The sequence below is a fragment of the Akkermansiaceae bacterium genome (assembly GCA_019634595.1).
Lineage (GTDB): Bacteria > Verrucomicrobiota > Verrucomicrobiia > Verrucomicrobiales > Akkermansiaceae > Luteolibacter.
Genome location: JAHCBC010000003.1, coordinates 684,821 through 704,283 on the forward strand (window position 1 = coordinate 684,821; position 19,463 = coordinate 704,283).

A 19,463-nucleotide genomic window follows, 5' to 3' on the forward strand; every position below is an offset into this window, starting at 1 on the left:
ATGCCTGACCTTCTGACTCCTATCAAAATCGGCGCGTGGGAACTTCCGAACCGCGTGATCATGGCTCCCCTCACCCGCTGCCGTGCCAGTGCGGGCCGGGTGCCGAATGACCTGATGGTGGAATACTACACCCAGCGCGCCGGATTCGGCCTCATCATCACGGAGGCCACCTCGGTGACCGCCCAAGGCGTCGGCTATCCGGACACCCCCGGCATCTGGTCCCAGGAACAGGTCTCCGGTTGGAAGAAAGTGACGGACTCCGTGCATGCGGCGGGCGGCAGGATCATCCTCCAGCTCTGGCACGTGGGCCGGATGTCGGATCCCATCTACCTCAACGGCGACCTCCCCGTCGCTCCCAGCGCCATCCAGCCCGCCGGCCATGTCAGCCTGGTGCGCCCGGAGAAAGCCTTCGTCACTCCGCGGGCACTGGAGTTGGAGGAAATCCCGGGGATCATCGAAGCCTACCGCAAGGGGGCGGAGAACGCGAAGCTCGCAGGATTCGACGGCGTTGAAATTCATGGAGCCAATGGCTACCTGCTCGACCAATTCCTCCAGGACTCCACCAACAAGCGGACCGACAGCTATGGCGGCCCCATTGAAAACCGCGCGCGGCTCATGCTGGAGGTGACGGACGCCGTGGTTTCCGTATGGGGGGCTGAGCGCGTCGGCATGCACCTTGCCCCGCGGGCGGACGCCCACGACATGGGGGATTCCGATCTTCTTGGTACCTTCACCCATATCGCATCGGAACTCGGCAAGCGCGGCATCGCCTTCATCTGCACCCGGGAGGCGGAGGGAGCTGACAGCATCAGCCCGGCCATGAAAGCCGCCTTCGGAGGTCCCTACATCGCGAACGAAAAATTCACCCGTGAGTCCGCAGATGCCATCATCTCGTCCGGGACGGCAGATGCAGTGGCGTTCGGTGTTCCGGCCATCGCCAATCCGGACCTGGTGGCACGATTCACCACCGGTTCTCCTCTCAACCCACCGAATCCGGCGACCTTCTATGGGAGCGGCCCGAAAGGCTATACGGACTACCCGGCGGCGGGATGAGCGGACGGTTGGAAAATTAGCGGCAAATTGTAATTCTTATTGGGACTGAGTCTCAATTAAAATTGACAATTCGTCAGCTTGCTGAGCCTCAATGGTGCGGCCCCGCGTGGGGCCGTACCATTATGAAACTCCGCAGACCTTTCCTCCTCCCCCCCTCCCGGCAGTTTGCGCTGCTGGGCCTTCTGCCGTTCATCAATACGGCCAATGCCCAGACGCCCAAGCCGGCTGACACGCTCGAACCCCTTGAGGTCGTGGGCGACCGGGTGGGCACCGCCGCGGAGCAAGCCATCACCGCAAAGCGTGAAGCGCCGAACGCGGTGACCGTCATCGACTCGGAACAGCTCAACCAGTTCGGCGACCAGCCGCTGGGCGACGCGCTGCGCCGGGTTCCGGGTGTGACTTTCGGCGGAGCCAACCGCGCGCGTGAGATCCAGCTCCGCGCCATCGGTGACCAATATACCCAGGTCCTCATCAATGGCCGCCCGATGATCGATGGCAACTCCCGCCGCTCCGTGCAGGTGGACCGCATCCCGAGTTCGCTGGTGGAGCGGGTGGAGATCATCCGCGCCCCGCTGGCCTCGCTCGACGGCCAGGGTGCGGCAGGCACCGTGAACATCATCCTGAAGAACACCAATTTCACGCCGCGCACCGACGTCGGTGTGGGTGGAGGCTATCTTGAGGAAAACGGCTGGATCGGCGATGCCACCTTCTTCCAGGCGGGTCAATTCGGAGTCCTGAAATACTCGTTCGCGGGCGGCCTCCAGCGCCAACGCCGCAACGAAAGCAAGGACACCTACGTCTATACCGGGGCCGGTGTCCCGAACGGCGGCGAACTGGGCATCAACGAACGGGAGTACAACCAGATCAACCTGCTTCCCTCGCTCGAACTCGCGCTCTCGCCACAGGATACCCTCCGCTTCGAGCCGTCCTACCTCTACACCGAGGAAGACCGCGACGACGTCAAGGGCCGCCTGATCGCCAGCCACCTCGGCACCGACCGCACCGATGATGAATTCCGGAACCGTGTCCGCGAAAACTTCGGCCTCTACGGTGGCTGGGTGCGCGACATGGAGGATGCCGGTGTCTTCACCCTCAGCATCGACCAGCAATGGGCACGCGAGGACACGACCCGCGCCGCCTCCCGCTTCAACGCTGCCGGGACTCTGACCCAGCGCCGCCTCCGCACTGAGGACGTCGAGCTGGAAAGGACCAACCCCGCCTTCAAATACGAAGGGAAATTCAACGCCCATGAGGTCGCGTTCGGCTTTGATTTCAGCCGTTCGACCCGCGATGAGGACAATTCCGATTTCACCGTCGGCGGCGCGCCCGTCTTCACCCCCAACCGGAGATTTGATGTCCGCGAAGACCGCTGGAATGTCTATGTCCAGGATTCCTGGCAGCTCGCGGAAGGCACCCGCCTGACCGGCGGCCTGCGCCTCGAGAACTCCGACACCCGCACCCGCGACTTCAACGGTGTTGGAACCTCGGTCTCCGAAACCTTCCTGCTGCCCTCGCTCCACGTCGTCCAGCGCCTGCAGGAGAACACCGACTTCCGCGCCGGCATCGCCCGCACGCTCCGCCGCCCGGACCTCCGGGAGCTGACCCCCACCATCTCCGATGGCACCGGGACCATCGCCAACCCGTTCCTCGCGGGAAATCCGGACCAAACCCCCGAATCGATCTGGGGTCTGGATACCGGAGTTGACCACTACTTCATGGAGCGCAAGGGCATCGTCTCCCTCAACCTCTTCGCACGGAAGTTCGAGGACAAGATCGAGGCGCTGTCGGAACTCGAAGGAGCCACCTATGTCTCCCGCCCCCGCAATGTCGGTGACGGTGAACTTTTCGGGGTCGAACTCGAGGGTCGTGTCCCGCTGGAGGTCATCAGCCTGCCGCAACTGACGCTCTGGGGCAACGCCACCTGGGTCCACACCAAGCTGGACGACCCCAACGGCGGCACCAGGCGCTTCGCGGACCAGCACGACGCGGTGGCCAACATCGGCCTCGACTACTATGTCGAAGCCATCCGGACGACCTTCGGCGTCAGCGCGAACTGGGTCAGCGGCTACGACCAGCGCATCAAGGCATCGAACGGCACCAGCCAGGGCACCCGCCTCGGAGACATGGTCCGCCTCGACCTCTCCGCGCGCACCCAGCTCTCGGAAAATCTCTCGATGAGCCTGTCGTTCCTCAACCTGCTCGGCTCCACCGAGAAGCTGACGCTCGACGGTTACAACGCCGCAGGGGCGAAGACCTCGGTCTCCCGCACCTACGAGGAAACCTACCGCTCCGCCTACCTGAAGCTGAACTACACGTTCTGATCCATCAATCCAGCTTCCTCCCCGGCACGGGCGGCAACGGTGTCGCCGGCGGGGGGGGAGGTTGTTCCAGGCGGTTGACCTCGATGTCCAGCGGCGCGCTGACGTGGTTGTTGCCGTCCACTTCCCAACCGCAGGGGATGTCCATCCCATCCGCGATCTGCCGCGCCTTCAGATAGGTCGCGAACCCGTCCGGTTTCACTTTGAAAATCAGCACGGCCCGCGGACGGGACTTCACCAGTTCCATCATCCTGTGGAACCTTCCGTTCGGCTGGTCCATGTCGGCCGCGGACGCGTCTCCACGCGCGGGGTCGAATGAGACCCTGACATTCAGCCTCGTCCACGGTTTGTTGTAGGGCACCGTGACCGTCTGGTTGCGGACCTTGATTTCCTGCGTCTCGAAAAACCGGACGACTTCCTCCTGCTGATAGACATACCGCGTCCTTTCCCCCCTCTCGCGGATGCGTTCAACCTCGAATTCCCGCTTCTGGCGGTCAAAGACCTCCATCACCCGCTTCTGGGCGTCGATCACATCGATCAGGTGCGCCTGATCCCCCGTGATGAAGCAGTAGTACAAATTCGCGTTGTTCGGGATCGGTTTCGACTCGGGGATGCTGACCACACTGGCCGCCTGCGGCTGCGGGCGCGGGGTCTGGTCCAGCAGCGCCTCCAGTTCACGGATCTTCGCCAGCCGCTCGTCGGTGAGCTTCTTTTCCGCTTCGGCCTCTTTTTCGGTCTTCTCAGCCAGCTTTTTCAGCTCATCCAGGGCGATGAGCTTCGCCTTGTTGTCAGCCAGGCTCTTTTCCAGAAACGCCAGGTCCGCCTTCATCTGCTCCAGTTGGTCATCCGTGGGGGCTGGTGCGTCCAGCAGTTCCTGCTGCTTCGTAATCTGTTCATCCAGATCATTGAGCCGGTGCTTCGCGAACTCGACCTGCTCCGGCGTCGCCGGCATCAGGTTGTCGAAAATCCGCTGCACGGATTTCTCAACGTCGATCTGCAGCAGCAGCAACACGACGATGAGCACGACGACGACGTTCGTCAAAACGTCGAGCAGCGCGTCGAGATTGCTCTCGCTCTCCCCTTTCTTCCTGCGGCGTCTTCTCCTGAAATTCATGGAATCCTTGTCACTGTGTGAATCGCGAGAGGTCGATCTCCCCTTTGTTCGGTACCGGCAGCTTGCCGATGTTCAGGCGGAACTGGTGCTCCGCCATGCCCGCGGCCCGCTGGAAAGTTGCATTCCCATCCGTCCGGATGAGGAACAGGACCATCGAATCCTTCTCCTCCCTCGCCCGGTTGTAGAAATCGATCAACGCCGGTTCCGTCGGAATGGCTGCGGTCGATACGGGGATCTTCCTGCCGTCCGGATGCCTCACCACGATCCCATTTCCTTCGCATTCGATGAAAAACAGTTTCGTCGCGGCGTCCGTGCCTGCCCCCCGGGGCTGGACGACCACCGGTGGCGGCTTCGCATTCGGGTCGAGCTTGCGGTCCTCCAGTTCCGCCGTCAGTTCACGGATTTTCCCGTCCAGCGGAGGGCGTTCCTTTTTGAGCGCGGCGATCTGCTCCAGCAGGGCCTCCAGCCTCCGCTGCAAGGTGGCGTCACCATCCGCCGGCGCCTTGGCGGCATCGAGTTCCCGGCGCAGGACGACCCGGCGATCCTCCAGCTCGTTCAACTCCACGACCGCAGAGCCATGGAGGGCGAGTTTCTCCTTCATCTCCTCCCTCCGCTTGTTCCGCTCCTGGATCTCGCGCATGACCTGCTGGTGTTCCAGCGCGACCTCGATGCCGGCCTTGTCCTTCGTCTGCTCCAGCGCCTTGATGTCGCTCACCACCTTGATCATCAGCGTGAGGATGCCGATGACGCTGGCGATGATGTCCAGGAAGGGAAACAGCGAGATGCCCCCACCGGATCCACTGGATTTTCTCCGTGCCATGATCCTGATCCGTTCGGGATGATCAGCGGGAGAACAGTCCGCGCTTCTTCACGACGATGGTCTCGCCGCCCAGTTTCCTCAACGTCTCGTCCAGGGATTCGATCCCCTTGCTGAGCGTCGCGAAGTAGTTGTTCATCTCGATGGTGGGCTTGGTGAAAGCCTCGCGGGTTTCCGTCGTCAGCCGGTTGATCGACTGGATGAACGCGCCCTCGACATGCGTCTGGTGGGTGTCGAGCCGCGTCTTCAGCGTTTCCCCCGCATCCGCCAGCAACTTCGTCGCCAGGTTCAGGTCCACCAGGAACCGCTCGTGCGCCTTCGTCAGGGAAGCGGCGAAGGCCGGGATGTCCTCCACTTCGGAGAAGAAGTCACCCTTGTCCCGCTTCGTGTCATTGAGGCGGGGCAGCAGCTTCTCGTTGCAGAACACGTCGATGGTCGTGAGCATTTCCTCCTCGTGTTTCTGCATCACCGCCATCGGGAAGGACAGGATGATCGAGAGGATGAGCCCGAGGAACGTGGTGTCGAAAACCACCCCCAGGCCGCTGGTGAGCTTGTTGATGGATTCCTTCAGCATCTCCAGGTCGTCAGCACCTGCGGAAAGAGAACTCACCGCAACCGAGAGTCCCTGGACCGTTCCGATGAACCCGAAGATCGGGATCGCCCACAGGAACACCTTCAGCAACGTGTAGGATCCGGCGATCCGGTTTGCGTCGATGTCGGACTGCGCGTCGAGCACATTGTTGACCTCCGCGTTGTCGTTGCGCTTCTCAAAAAGCTCCAGTCCCTTCCTCAGCCGGTTCACCATCAGGCTGTCCCTGAGCTGCATCGGCAGGTTGTAGATGTGGTCGATGAAACCGGGGACCGTCTCCGAGGTGATCTCGTCCCCGAGGGACTTCGGCAGGATGTCCAGGAGCATCGCCCGCTGCTGCCGGACGGATTTCCGCCACTTCATCACCAGGATCACCACCCCCCAGACGAAGAAAAACGTCTCAGCGTAGTTCACCCAACCCCGCCGCAGGAAAAGGTCCGAAACGGGATTCGGAGGAAATGGCACCAGCGCGACCATGAACGCCACCGTGATCGCGATCGCCAGGCCGAGGCTGAGCAGGAAGTTCACGTTCGCGTGGTCTTCCTCCTCCCAGCCTCCGCGCAGCTTGTGCCGCGCCTTTTTGGTTCTTGTCGGAGCTTCACGTTGCGCCGGAGCGGGTATCTCGAATTTCTCGGAGCATGAAGGGCAGGCGACCACTTGGCCGGCGTTCTCATCTTCCGTTGTCATGTTGATCCCGCAGTGGGGGCACTGGAATTCCATTGTTTCTTATCGGGTATGGAGGTTGTCGCCACGTCAGCAGACGACGCGGAGTGTCAGTTTGTAAGCGTGGGCGGGATGCGCAAGAAATCTCCGCCGGAAAATGCCCCGGCGCGGCATCCGACCCATTTTTCATTGGCAGTGAGAGGATTCCCGTCTAATCGACGTTTTCCGTCTCAACAGCCGGAAGCGCTTCCGGAATCTTCCCATAACCCATCCCCATGAAACCCACCAGCTTGCTGCTGGCGTGCCGTCTCGCCGCCATCCCGTCCCTTTTCTGCCTCAGCGGGATTGCCCCCGCAGCCCCTCTCTATTGGGATAGCAACGGACTGACCGCCGGCTCCAGTTCGACCACCTCCGGGGGAGGGAACAACACATGGGGGCAGAACAATGTGTGGTCCACCTCGCCGGACGGCGATATCGCGACCATCGGCTACATCCAGGACAGCGACGTATTCCTGGCGGCCGGAAACACCGCCGCCGGGACGAGTGCGACCGGATCCTACATCATTCGCATCAACGGCGCGCAGAGAGCCAACAGCATCACCTTTGAAGAGGGCACCGTTACCCTCAGCTCCGGAAATGCCAGTGGAGCCTACGCGGCGAATGGAGGATCGATTTCCCTGGGAGCAGGGGGCATCACGCTGGCATCGGGCCTCGACGGCACCGCGGTGATCGCCACCGGTCTGGGCACGCTGGCGCTGACCGCCAGCCAAAGCTGGACCAACAACTCCATCCGCCTCCTGGAAATCCAGACGGGCGTCGCAGGCACCGCAACCACCGGGAACACCCAGACCCTCACCGCGGGAAGTCCGGGCACCGGCTCGAATGGCGCGATCACCATCTCCGGCGCGATCTCCGATGGAAGCGGTGGCGGTACCCTGGCCTTCACGAAAACCGGCAACAACAACGTCGTACTCTCCGGCAACAACACCTACACCGGACTTACCACGGTGGGCGCGGGAGGAATCCTGACCGTCCGCAGCAACAATGCTCTCGGCTCCAGCACGGTGGGAACCGAGATCGCCGCGAACGGAGCCCTCCGCCTTGAGAACAACGTCACCGTCACCGGGGAAACCCTGAAGATCACCGGGACCCCGCTCACCGGAAACAGCGCGGCCCTGGTCAACCAGTCGGGAGACAACGTCTGGACGGGGAACGTCACCCTCGACAACAGCAGCGGCAACAACTCCCGCTTCAGCTCCAACAGCGGCACCCTCGACCTGCGCGGCGACGTATTCATCGACAGCAGCGCCGCAACCGGCGGAGCCGGCACCGGTCTGGTCCTCACCGGAAACGGCGGAGTCTCCACCATTTCCGGAAACATCAGCGGCGCGGGCAACAACCAGCACCTCATCAAGAATGGCTCCAGCACCTGGGTCCTCTCCGGCAACAACACCTACGCCGGGATCACCCGTGTGGATGACGGCGTCCTCAGCATCTCCTCCTTCGCCAACAATCTCGGTAATCCCAGCACCTCGTCGCCCAACAACACGTCCATCAACCTGGGCGAAGGCAATACCACCGGCACCCTCCGCTACACCGGAACGGGTGAAACGGTCACCCGCACCTTCACCCTGCGGCCCGGCGGTGCCAACACCGGAGGCGGCGTCATCGAACAGTCCGGGGACTCAGGCGTCCTCATCCTGTCAGGCAACATCACCTCCACCAGCGCGACGGTGGGAAAAAACCTGACCCTCCAGGGGTCCACGGCAGCAACCGGCGAAGTGACCGGGAACATCTCCAACAGCGGGGGGCCTGACATCTCCGTCACCTCCCTGACCAAGGCGGGCACCGGCTCCTGGACCCTTTCCGGAACGGACAAATCCTACACCGGAACCACCACGGTCACCGGAGGCACCCTCAACGTCACCACCCGCCTGACCGGCACTTCCGCACTGGACATCGCCAACGGCACCCTCGCACTGGCGGCCGCGGACCGCCTCCAGAATGCCGCCGCCGTCACGCTCCGCGAAGGCGGCATCCTCCAGACAGCGGGCAGCGAGACTTTCTCCACCCTCGCCGTCAGGGGGGCCTCCACCCTCGACCTGTCCGTCGGCTCCAGCCTGGTCAACTTCGCCAACTCCTCCGGCGCGGACTGGACAGGCGGCCTCCTCACCATCCTTGGCTGGAACGGCACGGCCGATGTCGGCGGCGGGGCGGAGCAGATCGTTTTTGCCGGTGGCACATCCGGGCTGACCAGCGGTCAGGTCAGCCAGATCCGGTTCTTGCTCTCTGACGACCTCTACAGTGCCAAGATCCTCGCCTCCGGCGAAATCGTCCCCGATGCCCTGATCCCTGAGGCCTCCACCGCCGCCCTCGCGATCCTCGGCAGCATGGGCCTCGTGTTGCGCCGCCGCCGGAAGTAAGCGGAAGGTCGCGCCTCCTCAAAAGCGTCACCGGAAAAGCCCCCGTCCACCTCTGGACGCGGGCTCTTTTCTTGCTAGATTCCGGGTGCTTCCGAACCAATCACCACCACCATGTCCTCCGCCCTCGGCTACGCTTCCTTGTCCGCCACCGACACCCTCAAACCCTTCAACTTCGAACGCCGCGATCCGACCGCGCGCGATGTCGAAATCGAGATCCTCTTTTGCGGGGTCTGCCACTCCGACCTCCACACGGCCCGCAACGAGTGGCAGAACACCGTCTATCCCTGCGTTCCCGGCCACGAAATCGTCGGCCGTGTGACCCGCGTGGGGAGCCACGTCAGCAAGTTCAAGGTCGGCGATCTCGCCGCCGTCGGCTGCATGGTGGACTCCTGCCAGGAATGTCCGAACTGCAAGCAGCACCTGGAACAGTTCTGCGAGAAAGGAGCCATTTTCACCTACAACGCCCCTGACAAGCATACGGATGGCGGCCATACCTTCGGCGGTTACTCGGACAGCGTCACGGTCGATGAGTCCTTCGTCCTGAGCGTCCCGGAAAACCTCGATCTCGCGGCCACCGCCCCCCTGCTCTGCGCGGGTATCACCACCTATTCCCCGATCAAGCGCTGGGGCATCCAGAAGGGAGACAAGGTGGGCGTCGTGGGCCTCGGAGGACTGGGCCACATGGCACTGAAGTTCGCCCATGCGTTCGGGGCAAAGGTTGTCCTTTTCACCACCTCCCCCGGAAAGGCGGAGGACGCGAAACGGCTCGGCGCATCCGAGGTGGTGATCTCGAAGAACGAGGACGAAATGAACGCCCACCTCGGCAGCTTCGACTTCATCATCGACTGCGTCTCCGCGGAGCACGACATCAACATCTACCTGAACCTCCTCAAGCTGGACGGCACCCTCACCCTTGTGGGCGCTCCGGAGAAGCCGCTGCCGGTTTCTTCCTTCAACCTCATCTTCGGCCGGAAGATCCTCACCGGCTCCCTGATCGGCGGGATCAAGGAGACGCAGGAGATGCTGGATTTCTGCGGTGAGCACAACATCACCTCGGATATCGAGATGATCGACATCGACTACGTCAACACCGCCTACGACCGGCTGTTGAAAAGCGATGTGAAATACCGCTTCGTCATCGACATGAAGTCGCTGAAGTGACGTCCCCTTGCGGTCCGCCCGCTTTCCCGCTAAAGGCCGGAATGGTGAAAATCCTTCCGGCCTTTCTCGCGCTCATCTGCGGCCTCGCGCTCGGCTGGATCGCCCGTGGTCCCGCCGAAGCCAGAAGCACCGCCCCCGCCGCCGATCCACCATCCCGCAAAACCCAGCGCCCCACACCGACCCGGCCCCCATCTGTTCCCGCATCCCCTGCCACCCTGACGAACCCCGCGCTGCCTTCGCCTGGGTCACGGATGCCTCCAAGAAAAACACCAACTTGGAGAACAGCCCGGCTTATGTGAAAGCCGCCGGAGCGATGATTGATGTCGATTTCAACGAAGTCTGGAAGCATGTCCGGATGATCCGGGAACCGCTCGCCAAAGAATTCATCCGCCGGAAGGGGGTGGTCGAAATGGACCGTATTCTCCTTCGCTACTGGATCTCTCCGGAAGACAATCGCCTGCCCCGCCAGGATTTCCTGCCCCTCGACGACGCATTCAGGGATTGGCAACGGACGACCGCTTTTTTCCACAATGCGAAAATCACTCCCCTCAATGGAGAAAACGAGTTCGACGCGCACCGACGGACGTGGCTGGAAATCAACAACCGGCTCCTTGACCAACCCCTCCGGCCCGAAATCCGGCAGGCGCTGGAGCGCCGCAATGCGCAACTCATCCACAACATGAATGCCTCTGCAAATTGAATTGCATGCAAAAATAGCTGGCCGTGGAACGTAGTTTGTTTAGAACACGCACAATGGCTACCCAAACCCTTCCTTCCGTCCCCAACAAGAGAGCGGCTTATCTGGCTCTGGCCGCGGCTTTCCTTGGCTGGCTTTTCGATGGCTTTGAAATCGGCCTTTTCCCCGTGGTCGCACGCCCCGCGCTGCTCGACATGCTCGGGCCTGGCCATGAGGGAGAGGTCGGAAAGTGGATGGGCATCATCACCGCCGCCTTCCTGGTCGGGGCCGCCCTCGGCGGCGCGGCCTTCGGCTGGCTGGGCGACAAGATCGGCCGGGTGAAGGCGATGTCGTTCAGCATCCTCTGCTACTCCCTGTTCAGCGGCGCGGGCTATTTCGCGCAGGAACCCTGGCATCTGGGCGCGTTCCGTTTCATCGCAGCCCTCGGGATGGGCGGTGAATGGGCACTGGGCGTCGCCCTGGTGATGGAAGTCTGGCCGGAAAAACACCGCCCTTGGCTGGCGGGTGCCATCGGCGCGGCGGCGAACCTCGGGATGGTCATCGTCGGCGTCATCGCCATGTACGTCCATGTGACCGTGGACTCCTGGCGCTGGATGTTCCTCGTGGGGGCATCCCCCGCCATCCTCACCTTCCTGATCCGGCTCTTTGTCCCGGAGTCGGAGAAATGGCAACATGCCAAGGAGGCATCCCGCACCGACGCCTCCCCGCTGCGGCAGGTGCTCACCCACCACGTCCTGCTGAAGCGGACGCTCGTCGGCATCGTCCTTTCCTCCGTGGCGCTGATCGGCACCTGGGCGTCCGTGCAATGGATCCCGTTGTGGGCCGACGTGATGTCAAAGGGCGACTCCGGCGCAAAGGCGAGCGCCCACATGATCTCCTCATGGGGAGCGGTCACCGGCAGCCTGCTGGCACCCATGTTGCTGGGACGTTTCAGCCGCCGCTGGGGGTATTTCACGCTTTGCGCGCTTTCGCTCATCGTTTGCGCCTGGCTGTTCCGGACGCAGACGGAGTACAACAACCAGTTCCTGTTCTACGTCTATCTGGCGGGCACGGCGACCGCGGCCTTCTACGGCTTCTTCCCCCTCTACCTGCCGGAGCTGTTTCCGACGGCCGTGCGGGCGACCGGCCAGGGTCTTTGCTACAACGCGGGCCGTCTGGTCGCCGCCGTGGGCGCCCTCACCAGCGGCCACCTGGTCGCCCACTACGGAGGTTATCCGCAGATGGGTGCGGTGATCACGCTGATCTACATCGTCGGCATGATCGCCATCTGGTTCGCTCCGGAGACGAAGGGCAAGCCGCTGCCGGAGTGACCTCAGTGTGCCTTGGCCTTGCCGCCGCCGGAGGTCATCCGGTCCACATAGGCGAGGATCAGCGCGGACACGACGAAGGTGAGGTGGATGCCCACCTGGGCGATGATCACGTCATTGCCCACCTCCTTCGCATTGATGAAGGTCTTCAGAAGGTGGACGGACGAGATGCCGATGAGCGCCATCGCCAGCTTCACCTTCAGCACGCCCGCGTTCACATGCGACAGCCATTCCGGCTGGTCGGGGTGCTTCTGGAGGTTCAGGCGTGAAACGAACGTCTCATAACCGCCGACGATCACCATGATCAGCAGGTTGGCGATCATCACCACGTCGATCAGCCCCAGCACGGTGAGCATGATCTCCGTTTCACCGATGCTCGACGCCTTTCCGATCAGGTGCCACAGCTCCACCAGGAAGTGGAAGACATAGACGCACTGCGCCACAATCAGGCCGAAATACAACGGGGCCTGGAGCCAGCGGCTGAAGAAAATGAGGTTTCCCAGCGTCCGGTGGAATGCTGGCTGGTGGGGTGAAGGAGGCGCTTCTTCTGGGCTCATGTGGGATGGGAGAGCGGAAGCTCAGCCGATGCCAGCCATGCCGCCAACTGGAAATTTCCCTCCAGCTTCCACTTCCCGCTCACCGTCTGCGGCGCCGCGCCAGTGCCAGCCCCCCGAAGACGGCGGAAAGCACCAGCGAAGATGGCTCCGGGATGATCTGCACGTTCACCGCCTGGATGCCCACATGGGCGCTCCCTGATGTCGCGCCGAGGGATTTGAGAATAAAGGAAATCTCCAACAGGTCCGAGGCATTGTCAGGCCGGAAATCGAGTTGGAACAAGGTGGCGGGTCTCGCCCCGGACGTATCTCCGAAAACCCTGCTATCCAAAGTCAATGATGTCGCCCCATTCAAGCTCGCCTGGAGTTCCCCCGTGCCACGGAAGCCGGTCGCCCAGATATTCACCCGATAGAACTCGTCCGCCAGAAGCGCTGTCCCGCCGGTCACCGTGAACTTCACCCCCTCCCCGACCGTTGCCAGATTTTCGTCGAGAACATACCCGATCGGCGCGGCACTCCGGCCCGTCCATGAATAGTTGTGAACCGCACTTCCCGCCCCGCGGACATTGCCGGTGGTGGCCGCCGTGATACTGCTGATATAGCCGGGTGCGCCCGCACCCGGACCACCCGGGAGCGTGTTCGTCGCCACCACCGAAGCGACTCCGGTCGCACTGGTGGTGTTCCACGCCGCCCAGTTCAGGACCGATCCCGCATCCAGTTGGGTGTTCGAGGCGTTGGGGGCGTTGGTCACAACCGTGCCCGTCAGGGTTGCGGCGGAAGCTCCCGCGTTCATCAGAATCACGCAAGAACCCCACTTCAGAAATTTCATGTGTATTCCTTAATGGGAACCGCTCCCAGCCTGCAAAGATAAATTTCCCATCCTCCTTCAGATAACGATTGCCCCCCCCCTTCCGATTTTCTCCACTCCGCCCATCATGAGCGCCTCGCTTCTCGACCAATACACGATGCCGAACTACCGCCGCTACGAGTTCTACCCGGAACGCGGCGAAGGCTCGTATCTCTGGGACCGGGACGGCAAGAAGTATCTGGATTTCGCCGGTGGCGTCGCGGTCTGCCCGCTGGGCCACTCCCATCCGGAGGTGGTGAAGGCGATCCAGGACCAGGCCGCGAAGCTGATCCACGTCTCGAACTGGTTCCAGATCCCACAACAGGGGGAGCTGGCGAAAGTGCTGGTGGAGGATGTCCTCGGCATTCCCGGGAAGTGCTTTTTCGGCAACTCCGGCGCGGAGGCGAACGAGGGGCTCATCAAGATCGCCCGGAAATACGGCATCGCGAAACCCGCCGCCGATGGCACACCGCGGCATGAGATCCTGACTTTCACCGGCAGTTTCCACGGCCGGACCTTCGCCACCATGACGGCGACCGCACAGGAGAAGATCCACGGCGGCTTCGGCCCGTTGCTGCCGGGCTTCAGGTATCTTCCGTTCAACGACATCTCCGCCCTGGAAGCCGCCATCACCCCGAACACGGTGGCCATCCTGCTGGAGCCGGTGCAGGGGGAAAGCGGCGTCCACCCGGCCACGCCGGAATTCCTCCGCGCCGCGGCGAAGCTGCGGGACAAGCACGACCTGCTGCTGCTGTTCGATGAAATCCAGTGCGGCCTCGGACGGACCGGTGAGCTGGGTGGATGGCGCTCGATCATCCCGGGGGACGAGATCCTTCCCGACGCCATCAGTTGGGCGAAATCGATCGGCAGCGGCTATGCGCTGGGTTCCTTCTGGGCCCGCAAGCGCCCTGTCGGTGATGGCATGGACCTCTGCGACATCCTCGGACCAGGCAGCCATGGCAGCACCTACGGTGGCTCGCCTCTCGCCTGCGCCACCGCCCTGGCGACTGTGGGAGTGATCTTGCGGGAGAACCTCGCGGCCCAGGCAAAGGCAATCGGTTCCGCCATTTCGGATGAAATCTCCTCGTGGGAGGTTCCGGCCCTCAAAGGCGTCCGCGCCTTCGGCTGCATGATCGGACTACAGCTCGACACCTCCGTGATCGAGGCGAACGATGACTTCAAAACCTCCGGCAAGGCGGCCTCCATCTGGGTCGGCCAGCTTTTGATGGATGCCGGACTGCTGGTGATCCCCGCCGGGCTGGATGTCGTCCGCCTGCTGCCGCCTCTGAACGCCAGTGGCGCAGAGGCGGCTGAAGCACTGGAGATCCTGAAAAGGGTGCTGGCCGCGGTCTGACGCCCAGGGAGCGCGCGGGCCTTTGAATGAACTCCGCGGGACAGGACAGGCCAAAGGGCCATGAGAACCCGGCTTCCGCCAATCGGAACGGACGGATGGATCATTGTGCTTCCACGGGGCTGAAATCAGCAACCCGACAATTTTGCTCGACAACCATCAGGTAAATACATTGAGGATGAAAGGTCGTCAAAACCCCCTCGACTTGTTTCATGAGACCGATTTTTCGCAGAGTGTTCTCTCCGGCCCCGCATCCCTTCGCGGAACTCAGATCCCACGCGGCGTGTCTGCTTGCCCTGCCACTCCTCGCCACCACTGCCCAGGCCGACACATGGTACTGGGACTCGAACGGTGGCGACACTGGCACGCAGCAGGCCACCGGCACATGGAGCACCAGTATCGCAAACTGGTGGACTGGCAGTGCGAACCTGAACTGGGATAATGTGGGCGGGCACATCGCCCACTTCGGTACCAGCGCGGGTGTCGGACCTGCCACCACCACCTCACGGACGGTCACCGTGTCCGGCACCGTGAATGCCTCGGGGCTGATCTTCAACACCAGCGCATCCGGCTTCGGCTACATCCTCACGGGCGGAGAGATCGCCTTGGCGGAGGGATCGATCATCGAGGTCGTGAGAGCAACGAATTCGGACACAAATCGTAGGCACGAAATCCACAGCGCCCTATCCGGGAATAATATCGGCATCATCCGTTCCGCAACTGCTGATGCCGGCAACCTTGCCATGCTCCGTCTCTACGGAAGCAACACCTGGACGGGAAATCTGACGCTCTCATCCGCTTCGACCAACGGACTTTTCGTCGAAGCCATGACCGGAGCGTCGCTCAACAACTTGGGCAACATCACCGTAGGGACGGATGTGTCACTCGTCCTCGCCACATCCGACGAGTTCACCAAGAATTTCTCCATCAACGGTACCGGCGCGGGCGGCCGGGGCGTGATCCGCTTTGATGTGGACGGAGGGAGGATCTCCGGTGGAGTGACGTTGGAAGGGGATGCGAGCATCGGTTCGAACAGCACCTCCAACACGGGAACCATTTCCGGTGTCATCGGTGAGTCAGGTGGCCCCCGGGCGCTTTCCATCACCGGCGGCTCCATCCGTCTTTCCGGACACAACACCTACACGGGCACCACCACCGTCGGCGGCAACGCCACCCTCACCCTTGCCGGCGGTTCCACCGCCGGCAACGTCGTCACCGTCAACAATGGCGGGACACTCAACATCGCGGGAAACCACACCATCGGCACCACCGCCGCCAACGTCACCATCAACTCCAGCGGCAGCAGGGGCACCCTGTCTCTCGCTGACGGAGCGGTGAACACCCTCACCCTCACCGGTGGCACCCTCACCGTTGGCGGTACCGGCACGAATTTCAGCAACCTGAACTTCGATCTCGGCAACCCCGGCGTCTCCGACAAAATCATCACCAACGCCCTCACGGTCAACGCCGGAGGGGCGGTGTTCAATTTCAGCCAGATCGCCGGCACGGAGATCGGCGCGGGCACCTACTCGCTCATCGGCTTCGACACCATGTCAGGTGCCGCCGGTCTCCAGGTCGGTGCCATCCCCAATTCCCCTGCTGGAAAGGTGGCCTCCCTCACCCTTTCCAACACCGCCAGCGAAATCCTGCTCAACGTCGCGCTGGCCAATACCAGTTCCACCGGCAAGGCCTACTGGACGGGGATCGAAAGCTCCCAGTGGAACACCATCAATGGCGGCAGGACCAACTTCGCGGAAAACGCGGACGGCACCGGCTCGACCAACATCCTCCCGGACGCCGCCACCGATGTGTACTTCGCAGCGTCCACCAGCGCCAACCCCACCACCACCCTCAACCAGAATTTCTCCGTCCGCAGCCTCAACTTCACCGCGGACGCCACCAGCGCCCAAACCATCGGCGGGCGCAACCTGCTCACCATCGGCAGCGGCGGACTGACGGTTGACGCCGCTTCAGGCAATCACACGGTCTCCAGCCAGATCGCCCTTGGCGGCAACCAGGCGTGGACCCTGGCAGGCACGTCGGGCCAGACCCTCACCGTATCCGGTGCGATCAGCGGGTCGGGCAATCTCGCCCTGAACGTCAACGGCGCCAGGACGCTGACAATCAGTGGCGGCGTCAACCACGCCGGCACGATCACCAGTTCCGGCTCCGGCACGGGCACCACCACCATCAGCGGTGTCATCGGTACAAACGTCACCCGGGTAATCCAGGAGAGCGTGACCTCGCAGCTCAGGTTGTCAGCCGCGAACACCTTTACCGGTGGGATCTGGATCAAGGCGGGATCGGTTTTCGGAAATTCAAACGCCGCCGCTTTCGGAGCGGGGACCATCACCATCGGAGACGCCGCCACCAATCTCGACGCCACGCTGGTCAGCAACCTGGCGAATACCAACGTGGTGGTAAATCCCATCGTGCTGACATCGGGTGTCACCGCAAAGCTCACCATCAACAGCCCCAACACCGGCTCGCAGAACACCTTCAGCGGCGGCGTGACCGGAACGAACAACCTCCTGCTTTCAACCACGGGCCCTGCTGCCGGAGGGATGCGTTTCATGACAACCGCCGTGAACAACACCGGCACGGTCACCTCGGTCGGCACCGGATCGGGGATCACGACCATCGATATTCTGGGGCCTAATGTGACCGGCATTTCCCAAGCAGGGGCCTCGCCCTTTGTGATCGTCTCCTCCCTGGCTCTCACCGCCACCAACCGCACGCTGGTCTCCACCGGCACCGGAATGTTCAGCTTCACCGGCGGCATCACCGGCGGGCAGAATCTTGTCCTCCAGGCGAACAGCACCGGCGGCATCACCCTTTCGAACACCTCGGGCGGGAGCGTCAACAACACCGGCTCCATCACCAACTCGGGTACCGGAACCGGCGCCACCACCATCAGCGCCGTCATCGGGAACAACGTGACCGGAGTCATCCAGGACAGCGCCACCTCCACATTGACCCTCTCCGGAACGGAGGCCAACACCTACACCGGACTCACCACCGTCAGCACCGGGCTTCTCACATTGAACAAAACCGGCGTGGACGCCGTCGGCGGCAATATCCTCATTAATGGTGGCTTTCTGCGGTTCGGCGCGGACAACCAGATCGTGGACACCGCCGCGGTTACCGTGACTGCGGGAGGGTTCAACACCAGTGCGGCGGGAGCGGTGAACGGCGGACGCACTCTCATTGAGACGGTCGGCTCCCTGACCGTTTCCGGCACCGGGGTGTTCAACCTGAATGGTGGCTCCAACTTCACCGTTGCCGGTGCCGCCTCGTTCACCGGTGGCAATGGGGCGATTTCCTTCATGGCCAGCGGCAGCAGCTTCTCCGCTGGCAGCCTGAGGGTGGAGGACATGTCCCGCACCACCGGCACCGGCACCGCGAATAACGCCGGAAGTGAAAATGGCTTTATCGTCTATGGAAATGTCAGCACGCAGTCCGTGGTGAAAGTCGGCGCGGGAGGGTTGACCCTCGCGGGCACCAATTCCACCAACAACATCGTCCTCCGCGGAGGGAACGCCGGCAGCAAGATCTCGCTGGACGGGGATGTCACCACCACCGGAACCCATGCATCGGCCATCATCCGTGATACCTCCACTTCCGGGACCACCGGGACCGTGGTGGACCTCTCCGCCACGGACGTCGGACCGGTTGTCAGGACATTCAACATCGGCGGTGGGGGGGCGAACCTCACCATCGGGGCGAACGTCTCCGTCACCAACGGGGCGTCATCCTCCGCAGGCCTCAACAAAACCGGCGCGGGCACGCTCACGCTGAATGGCACGAACACCTACACCGGTGCCACCACCGTCAACGGCGGCAGGCTCCAGATCGGTGCCGGCGGCATCAACTCCAGCACGCAGATCTCCGTCAACTCCGCCACCTTGGAACTGATGGCCAGCAACGTCATCAACAACAGCGCCAACCTGGACCTCAACAACGCCACCTTCATCGCCCGGGGAGCCACCGAAACGCTCGGCACCCTCACCATCACCGGTAACAACCAGATCGACCTCGTCACCGCTGGAAATGCCGTTTTCTTCGCAAACTCCTCCGCTTCGGTATGGTCCAGCACCCTGGCCATCCTCAACTGGAGCGGACAGAGCACGGGTGGTGTCAACGGCGTGGACAACCGGGTGGTGTTCGGAAGCAATGATCAGGGACTCCTTGCGTCCCAGGTCGAAAAGATCAGCTTCATCGATCCGAAGATCAACGGCGTCTCCCAGACCGGCACCTACGGCGCGATGATCCTTCCGACGGGTGAAGTCGTTGCGGTCATTCCTGAGTCCTCCTCCGCGCTGCTGGTCATCTTCGGTTCCGCCGCCGCCCTCGGTCGTCGGCGCAGAAAGTGATGGAGCGTCATCCAGACCATTCAGGAAGAGGAAAAGCACGCTCCGATCAGGCTCGGATCACGATGGCGACTGCCGGTTTCCGGCGCTTTCCCGGGCGGACGATGGTAGCAGAGGGCGGATTTGAACCGCCGACCAAAGGCTTATGAGTCCTCTCATTGTTTAGTATTCACAAAATCTCAAAACGGATCAAAACCAC

13 protein-coding genes are annotated in these 19,463 nt (G+C 62.5%); 7 read left to right on the forward strand and 6 right to left on the reverse strand.

Annotated features, from left to right (window positions below):
• Nucleotides 1–1,053, forward strand: coding sequence for an alkene reductase (locus KF712_13665; protein MBX3742039.1), 1,053 nt, complete (start codon nucleotides 1–3; stop codon nucleotides 1,051–1,053).
• Between the two features lie 122 nt (nucleotides 1,054–1,175).
• Entirely contained in the window at nucleotides 1,176–3,374 is a 2,199-nt protein-coding gene (locus KF712_13670) for a TonB-dependent receptor (protein MBX3742040.1), read from the forward strand.
• A gap of 4 nt (nucleotides 3,375–3,378) precedes the next feature.
• On the opposite strand, the gene KF712_13675 is transcribed toward KF712_13670, so the two are convergent.
• From KF712_13675 to KF712_13685, 3 genes are read right to left on the reverse strand one after another with little or no spacing between them, the layout of a single operon-like run.
• On the reverse strand, nucleotides 3,379–4,485 hold the full coding sequence (locus KF712_13675) for a hypothetical protein (protein ID MBX3742041.1): 1,107 nt from the start codon (nucleotides 4,483–4,485) through the stop codon (nucleotides 3,379–3,381).
• Nucleotides 4,486–4,495: 10 nt separating this feature from the next.
• A complete protein-coding gene (locus tag KF712_13680) occupies nucleotides 4,496–5,305 on the reverse strand; it encodes a hypothetical protein (protein ID MBX3742042.1) in 810 nt (269 codons plus the stop codon).
• Nucleotides 5,306–5,327: 22 nt separating this feature from the next.
• On the reverse strand, nucleotides 5,328–6,578 hold the full coding sequence (locus tag KF712_13685; protein ID MBX3742043.1) for a MotA/TolQ/ExbB proton channel family protein: 1,251 nt from the start codon (nucleotides 6,576–6,578) through the stop codon (nucleotides 5,328–5,330).
• Nucleotides 6,579–6,829: 251 nt separating this feature from the next.
• Between KF712_13685 and KF712_13690 the strand changes: the two genes are divergently transcribed.
• Together KF712_13690 and KF712_13695 are read left to right on the forward strand one after the other, a co-directional pair.
• On the forward strand, nucleotides 6,830–8,977 hold the full coding sequence (locus KF712_13690) for an autotransporter-associated beta strand repeat-containing protein (protein ID MBX3742044.1): 2,148 nt from the start codon (nucleotides 6,830–6,832) through the stop codon (nucleotides 8,975–8,977).
• A 111-nt stretch (nucleotides 8,978–9,088) separates the two neighbouring features.
• Nucleotides 9,089–10,138 (forward strand): NAD(P)-dependent alcohol dehydrogenase, encoded by a 1,050-nt coding sequence (locus KF712_13695; GenBank protein MBX3742045.1) that lies wholly within the window; start codon nucleotides 9,089–9,091, stop codon nucleotides 10,136–10,138.
• On the opposite strand, the gene KF712_13700 is transcribed toward KF712_13695, so the two are convergent.
• Nucleotides 10,113–10,814, reverse strand: coding sequence for a hypothetical protein (locus KF712_13700; protein ID MBX3742046.1), 702 nt, complete (start codon nucleotides 10,812–10,814; stop codon nucleotides 10,113–10,115). The genes KF712_13695 and KF712_13700 overlap by 26 nt on opposite strands.
• A 125-nt stretch (nucleotides 10,815–10,939) precedes the next feature.
• On the opposite strand from KF712_13700, the gene KF712_13705 reads away from it, so the two are divergent.
• Nucleotides 10,940–12,145 (forward strand): MFS transporter, encoded by a 1,206-nt coding sequence (locus KF712_13705; protein MBX3742047.1) that lies wholly within the window; start codon nucleotides 10,940–10,942, stop codon nucleotides 12,143–12,145.
• Nucleotides 12,146–12,147: 2 nt separating this feature from the next.
• Here the strand turns inward: KF712_13705 and KF712_13710 are convergent, their stop codons facing one another.
• Both KF712_13710 and KF712_13715 read right to left on the reverse strand, forming a co-directional pair.
• Nucleotides 12,148–12,699, reverse strand: coding sequence for a TIGR00645 family protein (locus KF712_13710; GenBank protein ID MBX3742048.1), 552 nt, complete (start codon nucleotides 12,697–12,699; stop codon nucleotides 12,148–12,150).
• 79 nt (nucleotides 12,700–12,778) lie between these two features.
• Complete coding sequence (locus KF712_13715) at nucleotides 12,779–13,525, reverse strand: PEP-CTERM sorting domain-containing protein (GenBank protein MBX3742049.1); 747 nt, start codon at nucleotides 13,523–13,525, stop codon at nucleotides 12,779–12,781.
• Between the two features lie 106 nt (nucleotides 13,526–13,631).
• On the opposite strand from KF712_13715, the gene KF712_13720 reads away from it, so the two are divergent.
• Together KF712_13720 and KF712_13725 are read left to right on the forward strand one after the other, a co-directional pair.
• Nucleotides 13,632–14,897: an aminotransferase class III-fold pyridoxal phosphate-dependent enzyme gene (locus tag KF712_13720; GenBank protein MBX3742050.1), complete on the forward strand. Its 1,266-nt coding sequence runs from the start codon at nucleotides 13,632–13,634 to the stop codon at nucleotides 14,895–14,897.
• 209 nt (nucleotides 14,898–15,106) lie between these two features.
• On the forward strand, nucleotides 15,107–19,267 hold the full coding sequence (locus tag KF712_13725; protein MBX3742051.1) for an autotransporter-associated beta strand repeat-containing protein: 4,161 nt from the start codon (nucleotides 15,107–15,109) through the stop codon (nucleotides 19,265–19,267).
• Nucleotides 19,268–19,463 lie beyond the last annotated feature (196 nt).

Bases quoted from the DNA above. Each gene is read 5' to 3' on its own strand.
- KF712_13665 (MBX3742039.1), top strand. From the start codon at position 1: ATGCCTGACCTTCTGACTCCTATCAAAATCGGCGCGTGGGAACTTCCG.
- KF712_13670 (MBX3742040.1), top strand. From the start codon at position 1,176: ATGAAACTCCGCAGACCTTTCCTCCTCCCCCCCTCCCGGCAGTTTGCG.
- KF712_13675 (MBX3742041.1), bottom strand. From the start codon at position 4,485: ATGAATTTCAGGAGAAGACGCCGCAGGAAGAAAGGGGAGAGCGAGAGC.
- KF712_13680 (MBX3742042.1), bottom strand. From the start codon at position 5,305: ATGGCACGGAGAAAATCCAGTGGATCCGGTGGGGGCATCTCGCTGTTT.
- KF712_13685 (MBX3742043.1), bottom strand. From the start codon at position 6,578: ATGACAACGGAAGATGAGAACGCCGGCCAAGTGGTCGCCTGCCCTTCA.
- KF712_13690 (MBX3742044.1), top strand. From the start codon at position 6,830: ATGAAACCCACCAGCTTGCTGCTGGCGTGCCGTCTCGCCGCCATCCCG.
- KF712_13695 (MBX3742045.1), top strand. From the start codon at position 9,089: ATGTCCTCCGCCCTCGGCTACGCTTCCTTGTCCGCCACCGACACCCTC.
- KF712_13710 (MBX3742048.1), bottom strand. From the start codon at position 12,699: ATGAGCCCAGAAGAAGCGCCTCCTTCACCCCACCAGCCAGCATTCCAC.
- KF712_13715 (MBX3742049.1), bottom strand. From the start codon at position 13,525: ATGAAATTTCTGAAGTGGGGTTCTTGCGTGATTCTGATGAACGCGGGA.
- KF712_13720 (MBX3742050.1), top strand. From the start codon at position 13,632: ATGAGCGCCTCGCTTCTCGACCAATACACGATGCCGAACTACCGCCGC.
- KF712_13725 (MBX3742051.1), top strand. From the start codon at position 15,107: ATGAGACCGATTTTTCGCAGAGTGTTCTCTCCGGCCCCGCATCCCTTC.